Here is a 20108-nt window from a genome sequence, read left to right on the forward strand (position 1 = left end):
AGCCATCCATTGGGGTGGCTTTTTTTTGTCAAAATTAAAACTTTCAGCATAGCCAAATAGTGGGCGTTTTAGTTTATAATAGAGCTATTCAGAAAAGAAAGTAGTGGTTTTAAAATGGCAACAGGCACACATACAGTAGAAGTACCCGTAGCAATTGAACATGTTTGGGAATTCGTTAGTGACATGGAAAAATGGGCAAAGCTTGTCCCAGGTTATAATGCACATACGATGATAGATGATAAACACTCTACGTGGACATTTAAAGGTAATGTTGGTGTACTGAAAAAAACGGTAGAAGTAGAGATTACAATTTTAGAGTGGGCAGCACCTTCAAAGGTAACTTTTGAATTAAAAGGCCTATCAGATAATTTTACAGGAAATGGCTATTTCTTAGCTGAAAGCATTGATGCAAACAATACAAAAATGACAGGCTTTTTAGAAGTTACAGCAGGAGGTTTAGCTGGTCCTGTATTAAATCCAATCTTCAAGCCAATCGTTCCAAAAGCTACACAAATGTTGACAGATCGCGTAGCAAATAAAATTAAAATGGTAAACGTTTAAGCGTAAAAGCATGCCTGATTTTTATTCAGGCATGCTTTTTTTATGGTAAAAATCTTGTAACCATCGTTGTCTAGCATACATTTCGATTGCAATTCATATGATGCTAAGGGAGGGATTATTATCGAACAGAAAACTTGGAATATGCGTGAAACATTTTGTTTTCCGGGATATGGTTGCCCAACAGAAATTGCGGCTGTGCAGATAAAGCCACAATGGCAATCGATGCAATTAGAAGACTCGTTAAGATTAAATGGTATTTATCATATCACAGCGCATGTACGCTTTGATTTTCAAGACATGCAAACATTCATGGATGCCGAAGATTTAATCAGTATTGATGCACTCGATATTCAAGGAGATACTGGCTATTTTGAATATGCAGTCCCATTAAATGTTGATTTACCAAAAGAGGCAGCGATTGAGGACTTAATGGTGAAAGACATTCGTCCAATACTGTCCAATCAAATGTGTCAACTTGAATGGACAGTGACGAGTACATTTCGTAGTGAAGCATTACCAATGCCAGCAGTAGAAAAAATCGATGCTGTTGAGGAACAGGTTGTTGTAGCCAAGACGCAACTTCCAATAGAGGAGTCTACGTTTATTGAGCAAACTGTCCAAGTAATGAAGCCGACACCTGTAGAAGCATCAGCCAAAGCTAAACAATCGGTACCGGCGGAACAAAAAATTGTGCTTAGAGAATCTTCCAGTCACTCTGCTGTGCGTGAATCAAGTTCCTGGAATGAAGTAGAAACAATGATTTGGGATTTAACAGAAGACTATACTCCGCTCAAAGTTCGTGTATCAAATGATATCTTTTAAAAGTAAATAGCATAGAAGTAGTAAAAGTAATAAGATGATAAGATCGCCAGAAGTTGGGATGATGATAACGCGGATAAACTGAAAACCACAAATCGGTACAATAATTGTTCTACAATAAAATCGAAATTGTCGTAGCCAAGGTGGTAAAAGCCAAGGGTTATACTTACGTCGTCGCATATGAATAGTCACTTCCTTTTCTATTTACTTTTTAAGACTAGCTGAAATTAACTAAATCACTTGAAAAAATAGATGAATTTGCGGTACAATGTGGAAAGCTGAATATGGATGCTATGACAGGGAAGAGTAAATTATTTGTGCATTTATAGAGAGGAAACGGTAGCTGAAAAGTTTCTATTTGTACGTAATCGAACGTAGCCCTCGAGCAGCTTTAGTGAACTAATAGTAGTTAAAGCCGGTTAAACACCGTTAACGAATTGAGAGCCAGCTGTAATAAGCTTAAGACATCCAGCATGAATCCTTACTTCTAATGTATAAGGGCATTTAAAGTGCACTAATATGAGAAATAGTGATGTGCGAGAGTGCTTATCTTACTCTGCTGGAATTAAAGGTGGTACCGCGAACTTAAACTCCTTCGTCCTTTTGTTGACGATAGGAGTTTTTTTATTTGCTAAAAAGATGTATGCATTTTATTAGCGAATAATCCAAAGGCATTTGTCACTGATTTATTTGGTGTGAATACACTGGTAAATCAAGACGAGTAATTATGAAGCTTGCCTAAGCGCATAAATGTCAAAAATTATTTCACAACAGGAGGAGTCAATATGACAGAAAACATTTCAATGCCGACGAAATACGATCCGCAGTCTATTGAAACGGGTCGCTATGAATGGTGGCTACAAGGTAAATTTTTCGAAGCACAACCTGAAAGCGGGAAGGAACCCTATTCAATCGTCATTCCACCACCGAACGTAACAGGAAAATTGCATCTTGGTCATGCATGGGATACAACATTACAAGATATTTTAATTCGTATGAAGCGTATGCAAGGTTATGATGCACTTTGGTTACCAGGAATGGACCATGCAGGTATTGCTACACAAGCAAAAGTAGAAGCAAAACTACGTGAAGATAATATTACACGTTATGATTTGGGACGTGAAAAATTCCTAGAAAAAACTTGGGAATGGAAAGAGGAGTACGCTGGGCATATTCGCGCGCAATGGGCGAAGCTTGGCCTTGCATTAGACTACTCTCGTGAACGTTTTACACTCGATAAAGGTTTATCGGATGCCGTTAAAACGGTTTTCGTGCAATTATATGAAAAAGGCTTAATTTATCGTGGGGAGCGTATCATTAACTGGGACCCAGCAGCAAAAACAGCCTTATCGGATATTGAAGTTATCTATCAGGATGTACAAGGTGCATTCTATCATATGAAGTACCCATTAGCAGATGGTTCTGGCTATGTGGAAGTTGCAACGACACGTCCTGAAACAATGCTTGGGGACTCTGGTGTAGCAGTTCACCCGAAAGATGAGCGTTACCAACATTTAATCGGTAAAACGGTTATTTTACCAATCGTGGGCCGAGAAATTCCTATCGTAGCAGATGATTACGTTGATATGGAATTCGGTACAGGTGTAGTAAAAATGACACCAGCTCATGACCCGAACGACTTTGAAGTTGGTAATCGTCATAACTTAGAACGTATTCTGGTAATGAACGAAGATGGCACAATGAATGAACTTGCGGGTAAATACAATGGTATGGATCGTTTTGAATGCCGTAAGCAAATTGTAGCCGATTTACAAGAAGCAGGTGTCCTAATCAATATTGAAGAGCATATGCACTCTGTAGGACATTCTGAACGTTCTGGTGCAGTTGTAGAACCTTATCTTTCCGCACAATGGTTCGTTAAAATGCAACCACTTGCAGATGCCTCTTTAGAACTGCAAAAAGACGAGGAAGGTAAAGTTCACTTCGTTCCATCACGTTTTGAAAACACATATTCTCGTTGGATGGAAAATATCCGTGACTGGTGTATCTCTCGCCAATTATGGTGGGGACACCAAATTCCTGCATGGTATCACAATGAAACAGGTGAAATTTACGTAGGTAAAGAAGCGCCTGCAGACGCAGAAAATTGGACACAGGATGAAGATGTGTTAGATACATGGTTCTCATCAGCACTATGGCCATTTTCTACAATGGGTTGGCCTGACGAGGCAAATGAAGAATATCAACGTTACTATCCAACAAGTACGCTTGTAACAGGATACGATATTATTTTCTTCTGGGTATCTCGTATGATTTTCCAAGGTATTGAATTTACTGGACAACGCCCATTCAAAGATGTATTAATCCACGGATTGGTACGTGATGGCGAAGGACGTAAGATGAGTAAATCACTTGGTAATGGTGTGGACCCAATGGATGTTATTGAGAAATACGGAGCGGATTCACTGCGTTATTTCTTAGCAACAGGTTCATCTCCAGGCCAAGATTTACGATATACAACGGAAAAAGTAGAATCTGTTTGGAACTTTGCTAATAAAATTTGGAATGCTTCCCGTTTCGCACTTATGAACATGGATGGAATGACATATGATGAAATCGACTTAACTGGTGAAAAATCAGTAGCCGATAAATGGATTTTAACGCGCTTGAATGAAACAATTGAACGTGTGACTTCATTAGCAGAACGTTATGAGTTTGGTGAAGTAGGTCGTGAACTATATAATTTCATTTGGGATGATTTCTGTTCTTGGTATATTGAAATGGCGAAACTACCGCTGAATGGTGAAGATGAGGCTGCTAAGAAAACAACTCGATCTATACTAGCTTACGTATTAGACCAAACAATGCGTCTATTACATCCGTTTATGCCATTCATCACAGAAGAAATTTGGCAACATTTACCTCATGAAGGTGAGTCAATTACAGTGGCAGCATGGCCTACTGTGCGTACGGATCTTCACTTTGCTGAAGAAGCAGACAATATGAAGCTCCTTATGGATATTATACGTTCGGTGCGTAATATTCGTGCGGAAGTTAACACACCTATGAGCAAAAAAGTACCGTTGTTCATTTCTGCTAAAGATAGTGCAACAGTTGCTACTCTTGAAGCGAATAAAGCCTACTTAGAAAAATTCTGTAATCCTGAGCCGTTAACAATTGGTGAAGGCTTAGAGGCTCCGAGTCAATCAATGACGGCAGTAGTAACGGGAGCAGAGCTATTCTTACCGCTTGTAGGTCTTATCAATCTAGAAGAAGAAATCGCTCGTCTAGAAAAAGAACTAGAAAAGTGGGCGAAAGAAGTGAAGCTTGTCACTGGTAAGCTGTCCAATGAAAAATTTGTTTCAAAGGCTCCAGAAGCATTAGTAAATGCCGAACGCGAAAAATTAGCGGATTATGAAGAGAAACATGCAGTAGTATTAAAACGTTTAGAAGAATTAAAAAACATGTAATAGCATAGTGATTTGAAGAAACAGCAGATGGCGAAATAGTCATTTGCTGTTTTTCTTTTTATGCATCAAAAGTTATGTATTGAGTTAGGAAAAAATATATAGTATTATCTATTTTAGTTAGTATAATAGATAAAGGCAAACTATCCGAAAGGGTAGGACGCAAAGCCTAGGGTCTAAGGTGAAGAGAAATGAGTATTTTTCAAACTATGATCGCCTGGTTACCATTAAATGAAATTTTTATTTAATTTTATGGCCATTCTATGTTGAGTAGAATGGTCTTTTACTTTGAATGCAAGAATAACGGAGGTTTATTATGTCAGGAAATATTGGAACAATTGTAGTGAAAGTAAACAAAGCTTGTGATGATTTAGATTTTGTGAGCGCTAGGGGAATTATAGAAGCAAATCTTTTAAAGTTATCGGAGGCTAAATATTATCGACTATTAAATGCAAGTGGACGGGTTCTTATTAAACATATTTTAGCGGATAATAAGGGACAAAAAGATACGAAGATTTCATTAACACGTACAGATTTACTAGTGATAAATAAGATTAATGAGTATTGTTCAAATTTTGATATTTCGATGCTGAAAAGAACATTAAAAAATTCATTAGAACTAGTGCAAAGATCGGATGTTATGCCACTCTTAAATAATGATGCAAAAATAATTTTAGATGATATGGGAGCGCTATTAGGCATCCATCAATTACAATAATTTGTTGTTTATTTGAAAAAAATTAGTTAAAAACACACAAATGATCACTCCTACAGTGGTTTTCTGTGTGTTTTTAAATTTGTATCAGAATTGTTTGTGTGCCAGTCACCCTTTATACTGTAGTGAAAGGGAGTGTTTCTTTTGTTTACTACGATAAAAGCATGTACAGATTTTATTTTTACATTAAAGGCGGTTGATCATAAACGTGAACCTTTAGTCATGATGCGTGAAGTATTGGCGCGTTTAGGGGACCCGCATAACAAGTTGCGCGCTATCCATTTGGCAGGTTCCAATGGCAAGGGGTCCACCGTAAATGTACTGAGAGAAATGCTAGAGAATGCAGGATATCGGGTTGGTGCTTTTACTTCACCACATTTAACACGTGTCAATGAACGTATGACCATCAATGGAAAACAAATTCCGGACGAGCAATTTTTACAGTATATGAATAACGTAGCTTCAATCATTGAGGCAAATTATAATGGGGACTATCCAAGCTTTTTTGAGGTCGTCACACTTATTATGTTCCAATATTTCGCACATGAAGAAGTGGATTTTGCGTTAATTGAAACTGGGCTCGGTGGAAGACTTGATGCGACCAATGTCATAACACCACTTGTATCCATTATTACAACGATTTCTTTAGAGCATACGGCCTTTTTAGGCGATACATATGCGAAGATTGCTTTTGAGAAGGCAGGTATTATTAAAGAAGGTGTACCCGTAGTGGTTGGTGTTAAAAATAAAGAAGCACTTGCTACGATTCAAAAGGTTGCACAAGAACGTCATGCTAGGTGTCTTGTTCTAGGGCATGATTTTAACGTGAGTGCACAGGAGCAGGAGATGGGCATGCAATCATTTCATTATCACAATGCGCATCTTGACCTCACAGACATTCAATTAAAAATGGCAGGAGCGCATCAAATCGCTAATGCGAGTCTGGCTATCACAACGATGGATTTATTACGTGAAAAAGGGCTTATTCATTTATCCGAAGAGTCAATGCGCCAAGCGCTACAACACGCACAGTGGGCAGGTCGCTTTGAACAGTTCCCTAATAATATTGTATTAGATGGTGCTCATAACTCAGAAGGAACTGCCGCATTGATTCGAACATTACAGAAGGTCTATCCAAATCAACACTATCGATTTATTTATGCAGCTCTTTCTGATAAAGACCATGCCAATAGTATTGCGTTAATGGATGCAGTAGCAACTTCTATATCTTTTACACAAATTGGACTACCCAATGCAATGCCAGCTGAACAGTTAGCGATGTTATCAACGCATCAAGACAAACGATATAACAGAAATTGGAAATATATAGTAAGTGAAGTCATACAACATAAGGACCAACAAGATATTGTTGTGATTACAGGTTCGCTGTATTTTATAGCTGAAGTTCGCCAATGGATACAGGAGGGAGCACAATGATTCCTCAGTTCGATGATTATAAGAAAAAATGGGCTTTAACTAGTGATGATGTAATTAAGCCAGGGCTTACAGCGATTGAAGAAGCATTGGCACTTGTAGGGAATCCTGAAAGAACATTGCAAATTGTGCACCTTGCAGGCACGAATGGCAAAGGCTCAACATTAACATTTTTAGAGTCAATTGCGCAGGAACATGGCTTAAAAGTAGGCAAGTTCATGTCTCCATGCATTTTGAATGTGCATGACCAAATTCAAGTAATGCAACAACCTATTTCAGCACTAGAGATGGATCGCGTTTTTCAACAAATGAAGGATGCGGGGCTTAGCGGTAAACTAACGGATTTCGAACTTTTAACAGTCGCAGCGTTTTTGCATTTTGTCCATTGTGATGTCGATATTGCATTAATCGAAGCGGGTATGGGGGGCTTACTAGATAGTACGAATGTAGTGCAACCTATTGTCTCGATTATTCCGAGTATAGCGCTAGAGCATACAAAATTTTTAGGTCCGACTATTGAAAGCATTGCGCAGCATAAAGCAGGGATTATTAAACAGCATCGACCAGTTGTAATCGGGGATTTACCTTGTGAAGCAAAGAACATTATTGAGAGAGAAGCTAATGCAAAGCAAGCACCTGTTCTAGAGCTGAACAATCAATTCCATATTGTGCGGATGCATGACTATGAGAACTATAAAAATGATACTATGGACTTACATATCACAAATCTTACACGTCATATGAAAGGACCTCATCAAGCGAATAATATGGCATTAGCCATTACGGCATTTTTAGAAGTTGCGACTGCGCTAAATGTAGCAATCAATGTGGCAAGTATACGCCAAGGTATTGAAATGGCAAGCATTTTAGGACGATTTGAAGAGGTGTTGCCATATATTATTTTTGACGGTGCGCATAATCCAGCTAGTGCAGAAAAATTGGTAGAAACGGTTCGCCAAGCGTTTCCTAATGAGTCTATTACCTTTGTTGTCGGCATATTAGGTGATAAGGATGTAAAAGGAGTTTTGCAGTACTTAGAGCAAATTAGTGAGACATTTTATTTTGTTGATTTTGATAATCCGCGTGCGATGTCAGCACAAGATATGTTGGCATTATGTCATGCCCCGCAAAAAGCAATTTTGCAAAATACAATTCCATTTTTACAACAGCAATCAGAGAAGAAGTGTAGAACAATCGTAACCGGCTCTTTATATTTATTAACAGAAGTGCGCGGTAGCTTGCTTGACGGAAGCGGACATAGGTAGTGACAACTGTTTTTCCACTCCTGCGTGCGATTTAGATAGGGGATTGCTAGAAGGATAGTTACTTGAGCAACGGCTTGTCAATTGCTTTCAGGATGTTACAAAATCGCCATGCAATTTATGTAACCAGTGGCTGTAAGTAACATTGGATTAACTGCTTGTGCCTGACACGGTAAAGGACACAAGTTACTTAATCATTGTAAGAAGGAAGATAGTCATCAATCGTTGCGATTTTAAACTTTATTGCAACGTATTTAGCATCTTAGATTTTTTACAGATTTTTGTGAAACAAATGGATGGCTCTAATAAATTTTAAATGCGGAGGGGTTACTTATGAAATTTTTAAATAGTCATTTTTTTATTTTTATTTTGGCTTTTGTGATTGCTATTGCGTTTGTCAACCCGCCTGTAATAAGTGATGTTAAAAGTATAATTTATTTTTCTACGTATATTATCATTTTAAACTTAGCTGGATTTGTCACAATAAAGTTTATCTTTAACGTCTTTGATTTAGCTATTTTGAAATTTAGTAAGCAATGAAAATTATAGGTTTAATTAGAAAGGTAAAGTCAACTCATTAATGGGTTGACTTTTTTATTTTTTTATCACTTATGTAAGTTCATGCCAACAATCACACTCTAGTGAGGCGTAGGCAAACACTTTATATAACAAGGTAAAAAATATAATGTAGAACCTCACCAATTTCTATTAATGGTAATGCATTAAATTAGCATTTAAGCATACTCTCTAACATATACTTATATGAAATAACAGCTGATAACAGTGTCGTCTTTTTTTATGTTCGTTTTGATAGTTGAAGGAAGAGGTGATGAAGGTATGAAAATAGTTAGTCATGTAGTGAGAAAACAAGTAGTGCGTGCAATGCTAATTGGTGGTATTGTCGGGCTTTTTGGTGTTGCAGTTTTTTTAGGTGTTCTCCAAGCTAGTACCCAATTTTCTTTAAAAAAGGAAAGTGAAGTAGCGAAAAATGAAACTGAAACAGAGGCAGACTCCGCAACAATTCCGACAACAGGCGGTACTGCAAACTCAACTATGTTTTTTGCAAGTCAAGCGGGCGTATTTTCTAATTATGCAAGTGCAAGTGCATTTGTCTCTGAACATCCGTCATTGCAAGAAAGTGCAATTGTAGAAGTAGAGGGCAAGTTTTATGTATGGACAAGTATAGTGAACGAAGAAAGTGAGTTAGTGTTTTTAAAGGACCCACCAACATTTAAAAAAGTGTTTAGTGTTAGTGGTGAAAGTTGCAAGGAGGCGACAATTGCTGAAGTGATAAAAGTATTAGCTGATAAAAATACGACAAAATTAAATTTTAAAGAGGCAACGAAGGATTCCACTCTTCCTGCTGATTGGCAAAGTATTGGCAAGGCAGCAACCTCTATTTCTAGTGATTTAAGTATCGTGCGTCTCCAAATTTTTGCACATTATAAGTCCAAAAATGCTTGTCTTCAAACGAAATTCTAAGTCGAATAGTTAGCTATATGAGTGTTATCTTGATTTTTTGAAAATTTTCAAAAACCGTATTCTCCGTTATGATAGAGAGAAGGAGGAATGGTGAAATCATGTTTGAAACAAATCATAAATTAGTACTTGCTTCTGCATCACCACGACGAAAGGAACTGCTTGCTATGTTGGACCTTCCGTTTGATATTGTAACAAGTGATGTAGAAGAGACAAGTGTAAAAGCAACAACTATGCAGGATTATGTAACAGGTGTGGCACTGCTAAAAACACGAGATGTAGCTAAGAAAGTGCCAGCAGCAACGATTATTGGCGCAGATACAATCGTCGTTTTTAACAATGCGTTACTGCATAAGCCAAAAACACGGGAGGAAGCTATTTCACACTTATCTCGGTTATCAGGCAAGCGTCATACGGTGATGACAGCAGTTGCCATCATTGAGCCGAATGGTATAGAAACAACATTTGTAGAAGAAACAGCAGTTGTATTCCATACTTTATCACAGGAGCTTATAGAAGCTTATGTAGCATCTGGAGACCCTTATGATAAAGCGGGCGGTTATGGTATTCAAACAGCTGGAACCCTTTTAGTTAAACGAATTGAAGGAGATTATAACAATGTTGTCGGCTTACCACTTGCAGCGTTGTTTGCGCAATTGATAGCGAAGCATATTATTCAATTTGCGAAGGAGTGAAGCTATTGCCAACAGATGTTTTACCAAAAACGATGATTCGTGACGTCAATATGGCAGATCGACCACGTGAAAGACTACTTCGACAAGGTGCAATGAGCTTATCGAATCAGGAGCTATTAGCTATTTTACTAAGGACAGGTACGAAGGAAGAATCAGTTCTTGCACTTGCAAATCGTGTATTAAGTACATTTGAACGTTTACACCATTTAAAACATGCAACTATTGAAGAAATGATTGCCATTAAAGGGATAGGGGAGGTAAAGGCAATTCAAATTTTAGCTGCCATAGAGCTTGGCCGGCGCTTGTCTCAAAAGCAAAATGATGACAAGTTTACCGTTCGTTCTCCGCAAGATGCCGCAGCATACCTTATGCCAGATATGACCTCTCTAAGTCAAGAACATTTTGTCGTCCTTTTCCTTAATGTCAAAAATCAAATTATGCATAAGCAAACGATATTTATCGGGAGCCTAAACGCTTCTATTGTGCATCCGAGAGAAATCTTCCGTGAGGCTGTCAAGCGCTCTGCCGCTTCTATTATTTGTGCGCATAATCATCCAAGCGGTATACCTACCCCAAGTCCAGAAGATATTGAGGTAACGAAACGAATTCAGGAGGCTGGCTATATTATTGGCATTGAATTACTGGATCACATCATCATCGGCGACCATCAATTTATTAGCTTAAAAGAAAAAGGTTATTTTTAGTTTTAATAAAGTAAAGGCTTTCCTACATACGTTTGTGCATTGAAATGTTGTTGAATGAAGGAATGGACATGTCAACTCCTACGCGAAGTGAAGGCAAGGGCGTTAACATTCTCCATAAGCGTGTGCAATAGGTAATGGGACAGGTACGAAGAGGAAGTGCAACGAACCTAAGAAAGCGCTTGGCACGGCTCGTTGCTTTTTCATTCAGATACATCATAATGCGCATTGAAGTTATTTGGACAAGCTTAAGCTCTGCATATATTTGCAGAGCTTTTTAGATTTCTGCAGAAGGTCTCAAAGTCTTTAAGTGGTTGTAAATACTTCCAAAGAAGATATCAGTTTTTAAAAGATAAAATTTTTATAGTATAATCTAGAAGTAGTATAGTTGTAGCAAATTTAAAAGTGGGTTAACTCAAAACGAACCTTTTTAAATGGATGACGTTATTGTATTCATAGAAATGTCTATAGCATTCACAAAAATTGGTAGCCTATAATGCGTTGTCTTACATGAAAAAAAATAATATGCTAATCTATACGTACTATTTTTAGTTTACGAGGGAATTAAAATAGTAAGTTTTCTGCAAGAAGCGGTATGTGGCACTACAAATTCTTGCATTTATCCGTTATAATGAACGGTATGATTTTATGTCAACGATAGTATGGCTTAAATAGAAAGGGAGTACACAATTTGTTTGGATTAGGTAGTAAAGATGTCGGGATTGACCTTGGCACAGCGAATACATTAGTTTTTATTAAAGGGAAGGGCATCGTTTTACGCGAACCTTCTGTAGTAGCAAAGAATACAAAAACAGGAGATATCGTTGCAGTTGGTAATGATGCAAAAAATATGATTGGCCGTACACCTGGATCTATCGTGGCGATTCGTCCGATGAAAGATGGCGTTATTGCTGATTTTGATATTACAACAGCGATGATTGAATATTACTTAAAAGAAGCTTGTAAAAATTCTGGCGGTAATTGGAAAAAACCGAATGTGATGATTTGTGTGCCATATGGTATTACATCGGTTGAGCAACGCGCAGTTATCGATGCCTCTCGCCAAGCAGGTGCAAAAGAAGCGTTTACAATTGAGGAGCCTTTTGCCGCAGCTATTGGAGCGAACTTACCTGTTTGGGATCCAACAGGGTCTATGGTAGTTGATATCGGTGGTGGTACAACAGAGGTAGCAGTTATTTCTTTAGGTGGTATCGTAACAAGTGAGTCTGTACGTGTCGGTGGGGATGCAATGGATCAAGCGATTATTTCATATATCCGTAAATCGTATAACTTAACGATTGGTGAGCGTACGGCTGAAGCAGTAAAAATGGAGATTGGTACAGCATTTGCTGAAGGTCCAGATGAAAAAATGGAGATTAGAGGTCGTGACCTATTAACGGGCTTACCAAAAACGATTGAAATTTCATCTAAGGAAATTTCAGAATCATTGCGTGAAGCGGTATCGTCAATTATTGACGGTGTACGAAAAACGTTGGAACAAACACCTCCAGAGCTTTCTGCTGACGTTATGGAGCGAGGTATCGTGTTAACAGGTGGTGGCGCGTTATTAACGAACTTAGACAAAGTTATTAGCCGTGAAACCAATATGCCTGTGTTTATTGCTGAAGATCCATTAGATTGTGTAGCTATTGGGACAGGTAAAGCATTAGATCATATTGATTTAATTCGTCAACAACAAGTAAAAGGGTAAGGAGGTTTAGGCAATGCCACAGTTTTTTTTCAATAAGAAAGTAATACTGCTACTTGTGGGCATGGTTTTTCTTGTGGCATTGATTAGCTTCTCATTACGAGATCGGACGAATGCAACTTTACCAGAGCAAATTATTAAAGATACAGTCGGCGTCGCACAATCTATTGTTGCGAAGCCGGCAAATTACATAACTGGTATTTTTAATAATATTGACTCCCTCTTAAACACGTACGAAGAAAATAAACGTTTAAAAGCACGCTTAGAAGATTTTGCAGCTGTACAAGCCGAAGCATTGGTTTTAAAATCTGAAAATGAAAAGCTAATGGAACTTTCTAAAGCGGAAAGTTTAAAAGCTTTTAATCCAATTCAAGCAACGGTTATTGCTAGAAATCCTGACCAATGGGAAGAAAAAATTATTTTAGATAAAGGTTCTTCTCATGGGGTAGAAAAAAATATGGCAGTTATGACAGCGAAAGGGCTAGTTGGTAAAATCACGCTAGTAACCCCTTTCACATCTGAAGTAGAGCTTTTATATACAAACAATCCTAACTACCGTGTTTCCGCGATGGTATTAGGAGAAAAAGAGGCATACGGTTTAATCGAGGGCTTTGATAAAGAACGAAATGAACTCATTATGAAGCGAATCGATTCTAGCTTAACGGTGAAAGAAGGAGAAAAAGTAGTTTCTTCTGGTCTTGGCGGTATTTTCCCTAAAGGTGTACCAATTGGAGAAATTACAGAAGTAAGTACAGATGATTTTGGCTTAACCAAAATGGCTTATGTAAAACCATCTGCTGATTTTTCAATTTTAGAAAATGTTGTGATAGCTAAACGAACATTGACAGTTATTGATGGTTCAGATGGTGACGCGACAAATGTAGATTTATCAAATCCACAAAAGGCTACTGTAGAGGGGGAAAAGTAATGGTTCGATTTCTCATTCCCTCTGTTGCAGTATTGCTATTTTTACTAGAACCAGAGTTTGCTATGCTTTCACCGATTGAAGTAAGTGGACATATCTATTATCTAGTACCCCGATTTTTAATTTTATACTTAATATTTATATCCATCTATTACAGCCGTCAACGTGCGGTAATGTATGGACTTTTTTTTGGTGTCTTGTATGATGTGTTTTACATTGATATTATTGGATTATATTCGGTACTCTATCCACTTATTTGTTTTTTAGCAGGGTCTATCGTGAAAATAATTCATCAGCACTTAGTTGTGACCACAACTATTTCAGTTGTTTTAGTAGCAATTTTAGAATTCGTACTCTATCAATTCTTCTATCTAATCGCTTTTACAACAATACCGTTAACGGAATTCTTACAATCACGACTACTACCAACAATCATTGCTAATACATTATTTTTAATGATTCTTGGTTGGGCCTTCAAGTATCTAATTAATGCGCGTGTCTTACAGAGAGCACGTGAAGTTTCTTAATAACAAGAGCAACGTGAGGTGAGGCATTCATGAAAAAACAATTAGTTAATATGAAGGGAACAAAGGACGGTTTTGTTCTTCGTTTAGACGATCAATGTTCGTATGCCGATTTAGTAGAAGAGCTAAAACGAAAAGTTTCAGAAGGCGGTATCGATGGCAAGGTAGATGTTCAATTACATTTAGGCTATCGATACTGTTCTGATGAACAAGTAAAAGAGCTAGTAAAAATTGTTCAAGAATCGGAACAGCTAATTGTAGCAAAAGTGCAAAGTGAAGTACTGACTGTCCATGAAAGCAACCAGAAAATGATTGAAAGCCAACAAGATACATATGTAGGAGTGGTCAGGTCGGGACAAATTCTACGTGCCTCGGGGGATTTAGTAATTGTGGGGAATGTGAATCCGAATGGACGTGTAGAAGCTGGTGGTAATGTATATGTCCTTGGTAGGCTCAAGGGAATTGTGCATGCAGGTGTACATGGCAACAAGGAAGCGATTATTGCGGCATCTCGTTTAGAAGCCACACATATAATGATTGCCGATCAAGTTGAGGCAATGTCAGATGAACATGTAAAAGCGATTAATCAAGCAGACATGGCTTGTGCATTTATCGGCTATGATGGGCGTATTACGTACGATCAAATTCATGCGTTAAAAAATATTCGACCATTGTTAAATGTGTCTAAGGGAGGAAGCTAGTGTGGGAGAAGCAATCGTCATAACCTCAGGTAAGGGCGGTGTCGGTAAAACGACAACAACGGCTAACCTCGGGACTGCATTGGCTCTACAAGGGAAAAAAGTATGTTTAGTAGATACAGATATTGGCTTGAGAAATTTAGATGTTATTCTAGGTCTCGAAAACCGTATTATTTATGATTTAGTTGATGTTGTTGAAGGACGTTGTAAAATCCATCAAGCGTTAATTAAAGATAAACGTGTAGATGATAAACTATTTTTATTACCTGCTGCTCAAACGACAGATAAGAATGCTGTCACACCTGAGCAAATGGAGAGCTTAATAGAGGAATTAAAAAGAGACTATGATTATGTTTTAATTGATTGTCCAGCTGGAATTGAGCAAGGCTATCGTAACGCAGTAGCTGGTGCAGACCATGCTATTGTCGTGACGACACCAGAAATTTCTGCTGTTCGTGATGCGGACCGAATTATCGGACTGCTTGAGCAGGAAGAAATTACTGCGCCGAAACTGATCATTAACCGTATTCGTCAGCATATGATGAAAAATGGCGATACGCTAGATGTCAATGAAATTACAACACACTTGTCAATTGACCTGTTGGGGATTATCGTTGATAGTGAAGGGGTTATCTCTTCCTCAAATAAAGGTGAGCCAATCGTAATGGATCCAGCGAATAAAGCATCTTTAGGATACCGTAATATTGCGCGCCGTATTTTAGGTGAATCTGTGCCGCTCATGGCTATTGAGGATGAGCAAAGAGGCATGTTCTCAAAAATTAAAGCGTTGTTTTCAAGATAATTTAAACCTTTTCGTGCGTTTGCGCGGAAAGGTTTTTTATGTTCCGTTGAATTGTGTGAGTGACTGGCACGTTTTTTGTGCATGAATGGACATGCTGCCTCATATAGTGTGAAAAAAGGATGAGAGCTTGTTTAAAAAATGGAAATGGGTTGTTATGATCTTGCTTGTGGCTACAATCATACTAGTAATTCGATTAGAAGACCAAGGTGTAATAGCAACACCGGTGCGAAAGCTTGTAACAACATCAGCAGATATGACATATTTAAGCGAGCTCGGAAAAAGTTTGCTTAAAAAAGAGGATGAAACGATAATGGTTTCAAGTGATGTGGGACAAACTGAGCTATTAACATTCGCCAATGCGCAAGTTTTTAAAGAAGGTTTTTTGTTGCAATATGAAGTGGGTCTCCCTGTTTATGCGGGGCAAAGTGGACTCGTTGTTTTTACAGGTCATACAAAATATACAGGTAAAACGATGACGATTAGCTATGAGGATGGTACAACGGTGACTTATGGCATGCTTGATAGTTTAGCACAGCTTCCATATACGACTGTACAGGCAAATGATTTAATTGGCATGAAGCAGACTGGACAACTCTATATTTCGATTGAAAAGGAAAAAACTCATTATAATCTAGAACAAATTGTACAGTGGATTGAATCGACGGAGACCGATGAAAGTTAAATTGCACTTACTCTGTATCCCTCTGATCTTTTTCATGATTTTGAGTGGCCAAATTGCTTACTATGCAATTATTTTAACTTCGTTGCTCTGGCATGAAGCGGGCCATTTATTGGTCGCAATGCTTTGCGGTGTTAAGATAAAATCATGTGTTATTTCACCTTATGGAGGGGAAATTGAATTTGAAAATCCAGCAGCTGTGCAGACATCTTCACTACTTTGGATTGCACTAGGAGGACCAATCGCCACAATACTGGGGATTGGCCTTGCTTTTTTCATGCCAGAGTTAATTGCAACACGATTAATTAATGTACAATTGGTGTTGCTAGCAATCAATCTCTTACCAATCATTCCACTCGACGGTGGCAGAATAGTGTTAGCATGGTTATTTTTATTTTATCCAAGCGTGCGATTAGTTGAATATTATTATTCGCTTTCTCTTATTTTTGCCTCTATACTATTCATAATAACTTTAATAAATTTACCACAATCCATTTTTTTAGCTGTTCTTTGCCTATTTATATGGCTACAAGTACTAAAAGAATGGAAATATCGCAAGTATCGTGTAGCCTTTGAGAAATATGTAATGAACAGGTTGACTTGATAGAATTCGTGTGGTAGTATTTTAATGTTATTGTTTGTAGCACCCGTGCTACTACAACCGCTCTGGGAAGGTTTAAGTATCTTTGGATCACCTTCATATACAGGCGAGTCTGAGTCTAAGAGGAGGTGCAGTAAAATGTACGCAATTATTGAAACTGGTGGTAAACAAATCAAAGTAGAAGCTGGTCAAGAAATCTATGTTGAGAAATTAGGCGTAGAAGCTGACGAGGTTGTAACTTTCGATAAAGTTCTATTCGTAGGTGGCGAAAACGTAAAAGTTGGAGCTCCATTCGTAGAAGGCGCTACAGTAACAGCTAAAGCTGTGAAAGAAGGCCGTCAAAAGAAAATCGTTGTTTTCAAATTGAAAGCTAAAAAGAACTACCGTCGTAAACAAGGTCACCGTCAACCTTATACAAAATTAGTTGTTGAATCAATCAATGCTTAATTGTGAGGTGTAACATGATAAAAGTTACGATACATCATGATGAAAATAGACATGTGTCTGCATTTGAATTTTCAGGACATGCTGAGTACGACGAATCAGGTAAAGATTTAGTATGTGCAGGTGCATCTACCATTGCGATTGGCACGGTAAATGCAATTTATGCGCTACTACAATTACAACCAGAAGTTGAACAAGCAGCTGAAGGTGGAGGCTACCTAAAGGTAGATTTACCAACAGATTTAGAGCCTGAAATTGATACAAAACTACAATTAATTGTCCAAGTAATGACTGCTCAAGTGTATTCTATGGTGCAAAATTACGGACAATATATCCAAATCAACTACAACCAAGTAGGAGGTGGAACAGAATGAAATTGTTATTAGCATTAGACCTTCAACTTTTCGCATCGAAAAAAGGGGTAGGTTCTACTAAAAACGGACGTGACTCTGAGTCTAAACGTCTTGGCGCTAAACGTGCTGATGGCCAATTCGTAACTGGTGGTTCTATTCTTTACCGTCAACGCGGTACAAAAATTTACCCAGGTACAAACGTAGGTCGTGGTGGTGATGATACACTATTTGCTAAAGTGGACGGCGTTGTTAAATTCGAACGCTTAGGTCGCGATCGCAAACAAGTATCAGTATACCCAGCTACACAAGAAGCTTAATTTTAATAAAGTAGACATAAAGCGGAGGACTGCATTTATTGCAGTCCTTTTTTTGGCTAAATTTCAATGAAGAATTAAGGGAAAAATACATCAAAACTTGTTATACTAGTTAAGATAACTTTATTGGAGTGAATGGGATGAACAATCAATCACTAACCATTAGTGAGGTACTACGTTTTGCAAATCATGATTATGTGAATCAACTTCAACTGATTCGCATGAATTTAGATTTAGGTAGAATTGATGAATCGAAAGAACTTATTCAACATTATTCGGAACAGCTACGAGTATTGTCTATCATGAATCGTCTACAATTACCACAAACAATGGAGTGGCTACAAACAGCAGGATGGCGCTATCCGGCGTTACCGCTGGAGCTTAATGGTGAGATCAAAAAACCAGTCACAAATAATATTGACAAGGATGTTGTAGAGTACTTAAACAAAACAGTTATGCATGTTTATGATACATTAGATCCATTTACGGAGCAGAGCTTAGCGATTGATGTACGTGTTGACGATCATACATTTGTTTTGGCATTTACGCTAAATGGACTGTGGAGTGCAGACGCATTCACCGAAAAAGGTTTGAAACAATTCGACATTCAAACAATTGTGCAGACAAATACGTGCTGGCAATATGTGTTGAGTGCAAATAGGGAGTGAATTAAATGTTTGTCGATCACGTAAAGATATATGTAAAAGGTGGCGATGGCGGTGATGGAATGGTTGCCTTCCGCCGTGAAAAATATGTACCCAATGGTGGTCCAGCTGGAGGCGATGGTGGTCACGGAGGGAACGTAGTATTTGAAGTAGAAGAAGGTCTACGTACGTTAATGGATTTCCGTTATAAACGTCATTTCAAAGCTGATCGTGGAGAGCACGGGATGAGTAAAGGGATGCACGGAAAACGCGCTGAAGATTTAATTGTTAAGGTGCCACCAGGTACAGTTGTAATGAATGAAGAAACAGGGGCTGTTATCGCGGATTTAGTTGAGCATGGTCAACAAGCCATTATAGCAAAAGCAGGTCGTGGTGGACGTGGGAATTCTCGCTTTGCAACACCGGCGAACCCTGCTCCTGAACTTTCTGAAAAAGGTGAGCCAGGACAAGAATTAAATGTTATATTAGAGTTAAAAGTGCTAGCAGATGTTGGGTTAGTAGGTTTCCCAAGTGTTGGTAAATCAACGCTATTATCAGTTGTGTCTGCTGCAAAACCAAAAATTGGTGCTTATCATTTTACAACAATCGTACCGAATTTAGGCATGATTGAAACAGAAGATCACCGAAGCTTTGCCATGGCAGATTTACCTGGGCTTATTGAAGGAGCGCATGAAGGGGTAGGATTAGGGCATCAATTTTTACGTCATATTGAGCGTACACGTGTCATTGTGCATGTAATCGATATGTCAGGTATGGAAGGTCGTGACCCTTACGAAGATTATTTAACAATTAACGAGGAGTTAAAACAATATAACCTTCGTTTAACGGAACGTCCTCAAATTATTGTAGCAAATAAAATGGATATGCCAGAAGCAGAAGAAAACTTAGTGGAATTCCGCAAAAAGGTGGGCGAAGATGTGCAAATCTTCCCAATCTCAGCGATTTCACGCCAAGGCTTAAAAGAATTGTTATTTGCAATTGCCGATTTACTTGAAGTAACGCCTGAGTTCCCTCTATTTGATGAATTAGAGGAACAATCGGACGCAACAGTAATGTACAAGCATGAATCACAAGGTGAAGATTTCGAGATTACACGTGATGATGACGGCACATTTATCATTAGTGGTTACTCGATTGAACGTTTATTTAAAATGACTGACTTTAGTCGTGAAGATGGTATTCGCCGTTTTGCTCGCCAATTACGAGGTATGGGTGTGGATGAGGCATTGCGTGAACGTGGTGCACAAAATGGTGATACAGTTCGTCTGCAAGAGTTTGAGTTTGAATTTGTAGATTAAGAC

Annotated in this window: 21 protein-coding genes, 1 riboswitch and 2 other annotated features; all 21 genes read left to right on the forward strand. The window is 38.2% G+C overall.

Annotated features, from left to right (window positions below; all coding sequences use genetic code 11):
- Positions 1-114 precede the first annotated feature (114 nt).
- The gene (locus tag FC748_RS01555; protein ID WP_024363198.1) at positions 115-561 is read left to right on the forward strand and encodes an SRPBCC family protein; all 447 of its coding nucleotides are present in this window, start codon (positions 115-117) and stop codon (positions 559-561) included.
- A 141-nt stretch (positions 562-702) separates the two neighbouring features.
- Positions 703-1383 carry a hypothetical protein gene (locus FC748_RS01560; RefSeq protein ID WP_029747283.1) on the forward strand — a complete coding sequence of 227 codons (681 nt, stop codon included), beginning with the start codon at positions 703-705 and terminating at the stop codon, positions 1381-1383.
- A 281-nt stretch (positions 1384-1664) separates the two neighbouring features.
- Positions 1665-1986 (forward strand) — a binding site (T-box leader).
- Between the two features lie 179 nt (positions 1987-2165).
- Positions 2166-4811, forward strand: coding sequence for a valine--tRNA ligase (locus FC748_RS01570; protein ID WP_025220182.1), 2646 nt, complete (start codon positions 2166-2168; stop codon positions 4809-4811).
- A gap of 124 nt (positions 4812-4935) precedes the next feature.
- Positions 4936-5037, forward strand: a riboswitch (cyclic di-GMP riboswitch).
- 87 nt (positions 5038-5124) lie between these two features.
- Positions 5125-5526: a hypothetical protein gene (locus FC748_RS01575; protein WP_024363195.1), complete on the forward strand. Its 402-nt coding sequence runs from the start codon at positions 5125-5127 to the stop codon at positions 5524-5526.
- A gap of 141 nt (positions 5527-5667) precedes the next feature.
- Positions 5668-6960, forward strand: a complete 1293-nt coding sequence (locus FC748_RS01580) for a bifunctional folylpolyglutamate synthase/dihydrofolate synthase (protein WP_108029859.1) — start codon at positions 5668-5670, stop codon at positions 6958-6960.
- Positions 6957-8222 (forward strand): bifunctional folylpolyglutamate synthase/dihydrofolate synthase, encoded by a 1266-nt coding sequence (locus tag FC748_RS01585; protein WP_108029858.1) that lies wholly within the window; start codon positions 6957-6959, stop codon positions 8220-8222. The genes FC748_RS01580 and FC748_RS01585 overlap by 4 nt, the downstream gene beginning before the upstream one ends.
- 834 nt (positions 8223-9056) lie before the next feature.
- Positions 9057-9701, forward strand: a complete 645-nt coding sequence (locus tag FC748_RS01595) for a hypothetical protein (protein ID WP_024363192.1) — start codon at positions 9057-9059, stop codon at positions 9699-9701.
- A 98-nt stretch (positions 9702-9799) separates the two neighbouring features.
- Entirely contained in the window at positions 9800-10393 is a 594-nt protein-coding gene (locus FC748_RS01600) for a Maf family protein (protein WP_108029856.1), read from the forward strand.
- A gap of 32 nt (positions 10394-10425) precedes the next feature.
- A complete protein-coding gene (radC, locus tag FC748_RS01605; RefSeq protein ID WP_029747282.1) occupies positions 10426-11097 on the forward strand; it encodes a RadC family protein in 672 nt (223 codons plus the stop codon).
- A gap of 688 nt (positions 11098-11785) precedes the next feature.
- Entirely contained in the window at positions 11786-12805 is a 1020-nt protein-coding gene (locus FC748_RS01610; protein WP_024363189.1) for a rod shape-determining protein, read from the forward strand.
- A 13-nt stretch (positions 12806-12818) separates the two neighbouring features.
- The gene (gene mreC / locus FC748_RS01615; protein ID WP_024363188.1) at positions 12819-13730 is read left to right on the forward strand and encodes a rod shape-determining protein MreC; all 912 of its coding nucleotides are present in this window, start codon (positions 12819-12821) and stop codon (positions 13728-13730) included.
- A complete protein-coding gene (mreD, locus tag FC748_RS01620) occupies positions 13730-14254 on the forward strand; it encodes a rod shape-determining protein MreD (protein ID WP_024363187.1) in 525 nt (174 codons plus the stop codon). The genes mreC and mreD overlap by 1 nt, the downstream gene beginning before the upstream one ends.
- 29 nt (positions 14255-14283) lie before the next feature.
- Positions 14284-14952: a septum site-determining protein MinC gene (minC, locus tag FC748_RS01625; protein WP_024363186.1), complete on the forward strand. Its 669-nt coding sequence runs from the start codon at positions 14284-14286 to the stop codon at positions 14950-14952.
- Position 14953: 1 nt separating this feature from the next.
- A complete protein-coding gene (gene minD, locus FC748_RS01630) occupies positions 14954-15751 on the forward strand; it encodes a septum site-determining protein MinD (RefSeq protein ID WP_024363185.1) in 798 nt (265 codons plus the stop codon).
- A gap of 127 nt (positions 15752-15878) precedes the next feature.
- The gene (locus FC748_RS01635) at positions 15879-16433 is read left to right on the forward strand and encodes a M23 family metallopeptidase (protein ID WP_024363184.1); all 555 of its coding nucleotides are present in this window, start codon (positions 15879-15881) and stop codon (positions 16431-16433) included.
- Complete coding sequence (locus FC748_RS01640; protein WP_024363183.1) at positions 16423-17034, forward strand: site-2 protease family protein; 612 nt, start codon at positions 16423-16425, stop codon at positions 17032-17034. Before FC748_RS01635 ends, FC748_RS01640 begins: the two co-directional genes overlap by 11 nt.
- Before the next feature lie 45 nt (positions 17035-17079).
- Positions 17080-17155, forward strand: a sequence feature (ribosomal protein L21 leader region).
- Between the two features lie 14 nt (positions 17156-17169).
- A complete protein-coding gene (rplU, locus tag FC748_RS01645; RefSeq protein WP_010860053.1) occupies positions 17170-17478 on the forward strand; it encodes a 50S ribosomal protein L21 in 309 nt (102 codons plus the stop codon).
- Between the two features lie 14 nt (positions 17479-17492).
- The gene (locus tag FC748_RS01650) at positions 17493-17849 is read left to right on the forward strand and encodes a ribosomal-processing cysteine protease Prp (RefSeq protein WP_024363182.1); all 357 of its coding nucleotides are present in this window, start codon (positions 17493-17495) and stop codon (positions 17847-17849) included.
- Complete coding sequence (gene rpmA, locus FC748_RS01655) at positions 17846-18145, forward strand: 50S ribosomal protein L27 (protein ID WP_024363181.1); 300 nt, start codon at positions 17846-17848, stop codon at positions 18143-18145. Before FC748_RS01650 ends, rpmA begins: the two co-directional genes overlap by 4 nt.
- A 137-nt stretch (positions 18146-18282) precedes the next feature.
- On the forward strand, positions 18283-18810 hold the full coding sequence (locus tag FC748_RS01660; protein WP_025220117.1) for a Spo0B domain-containing protein: 528 nt from the start codon (positions 18283-18285) through the stop codon (positions 18808-18810).
- A 5-nt stretch (positions 18811-18815) separates the two neighbouring features.
- Positions 18816-20105, forward strand: coding sequence for a GTPase ObgE (obgE, locus tag FC748_RS01665; protein WP_024363179.1), 1290 nt, complete (start codon positions 18816-18818; stop codon positions 20103-20105).
- Positions 20106-20108: the final 3 nt, after the last annotated feature.

Source organism: Lysinibacillus sphaericus (assembly GCF_005217585.1).
Taxonomy (GTDB): Bacteria; Bacillota; Bacilli; order Bacillales_A; family Planococcaceae; genus Lysinibacillus; species Lysinibacillus sphaericus.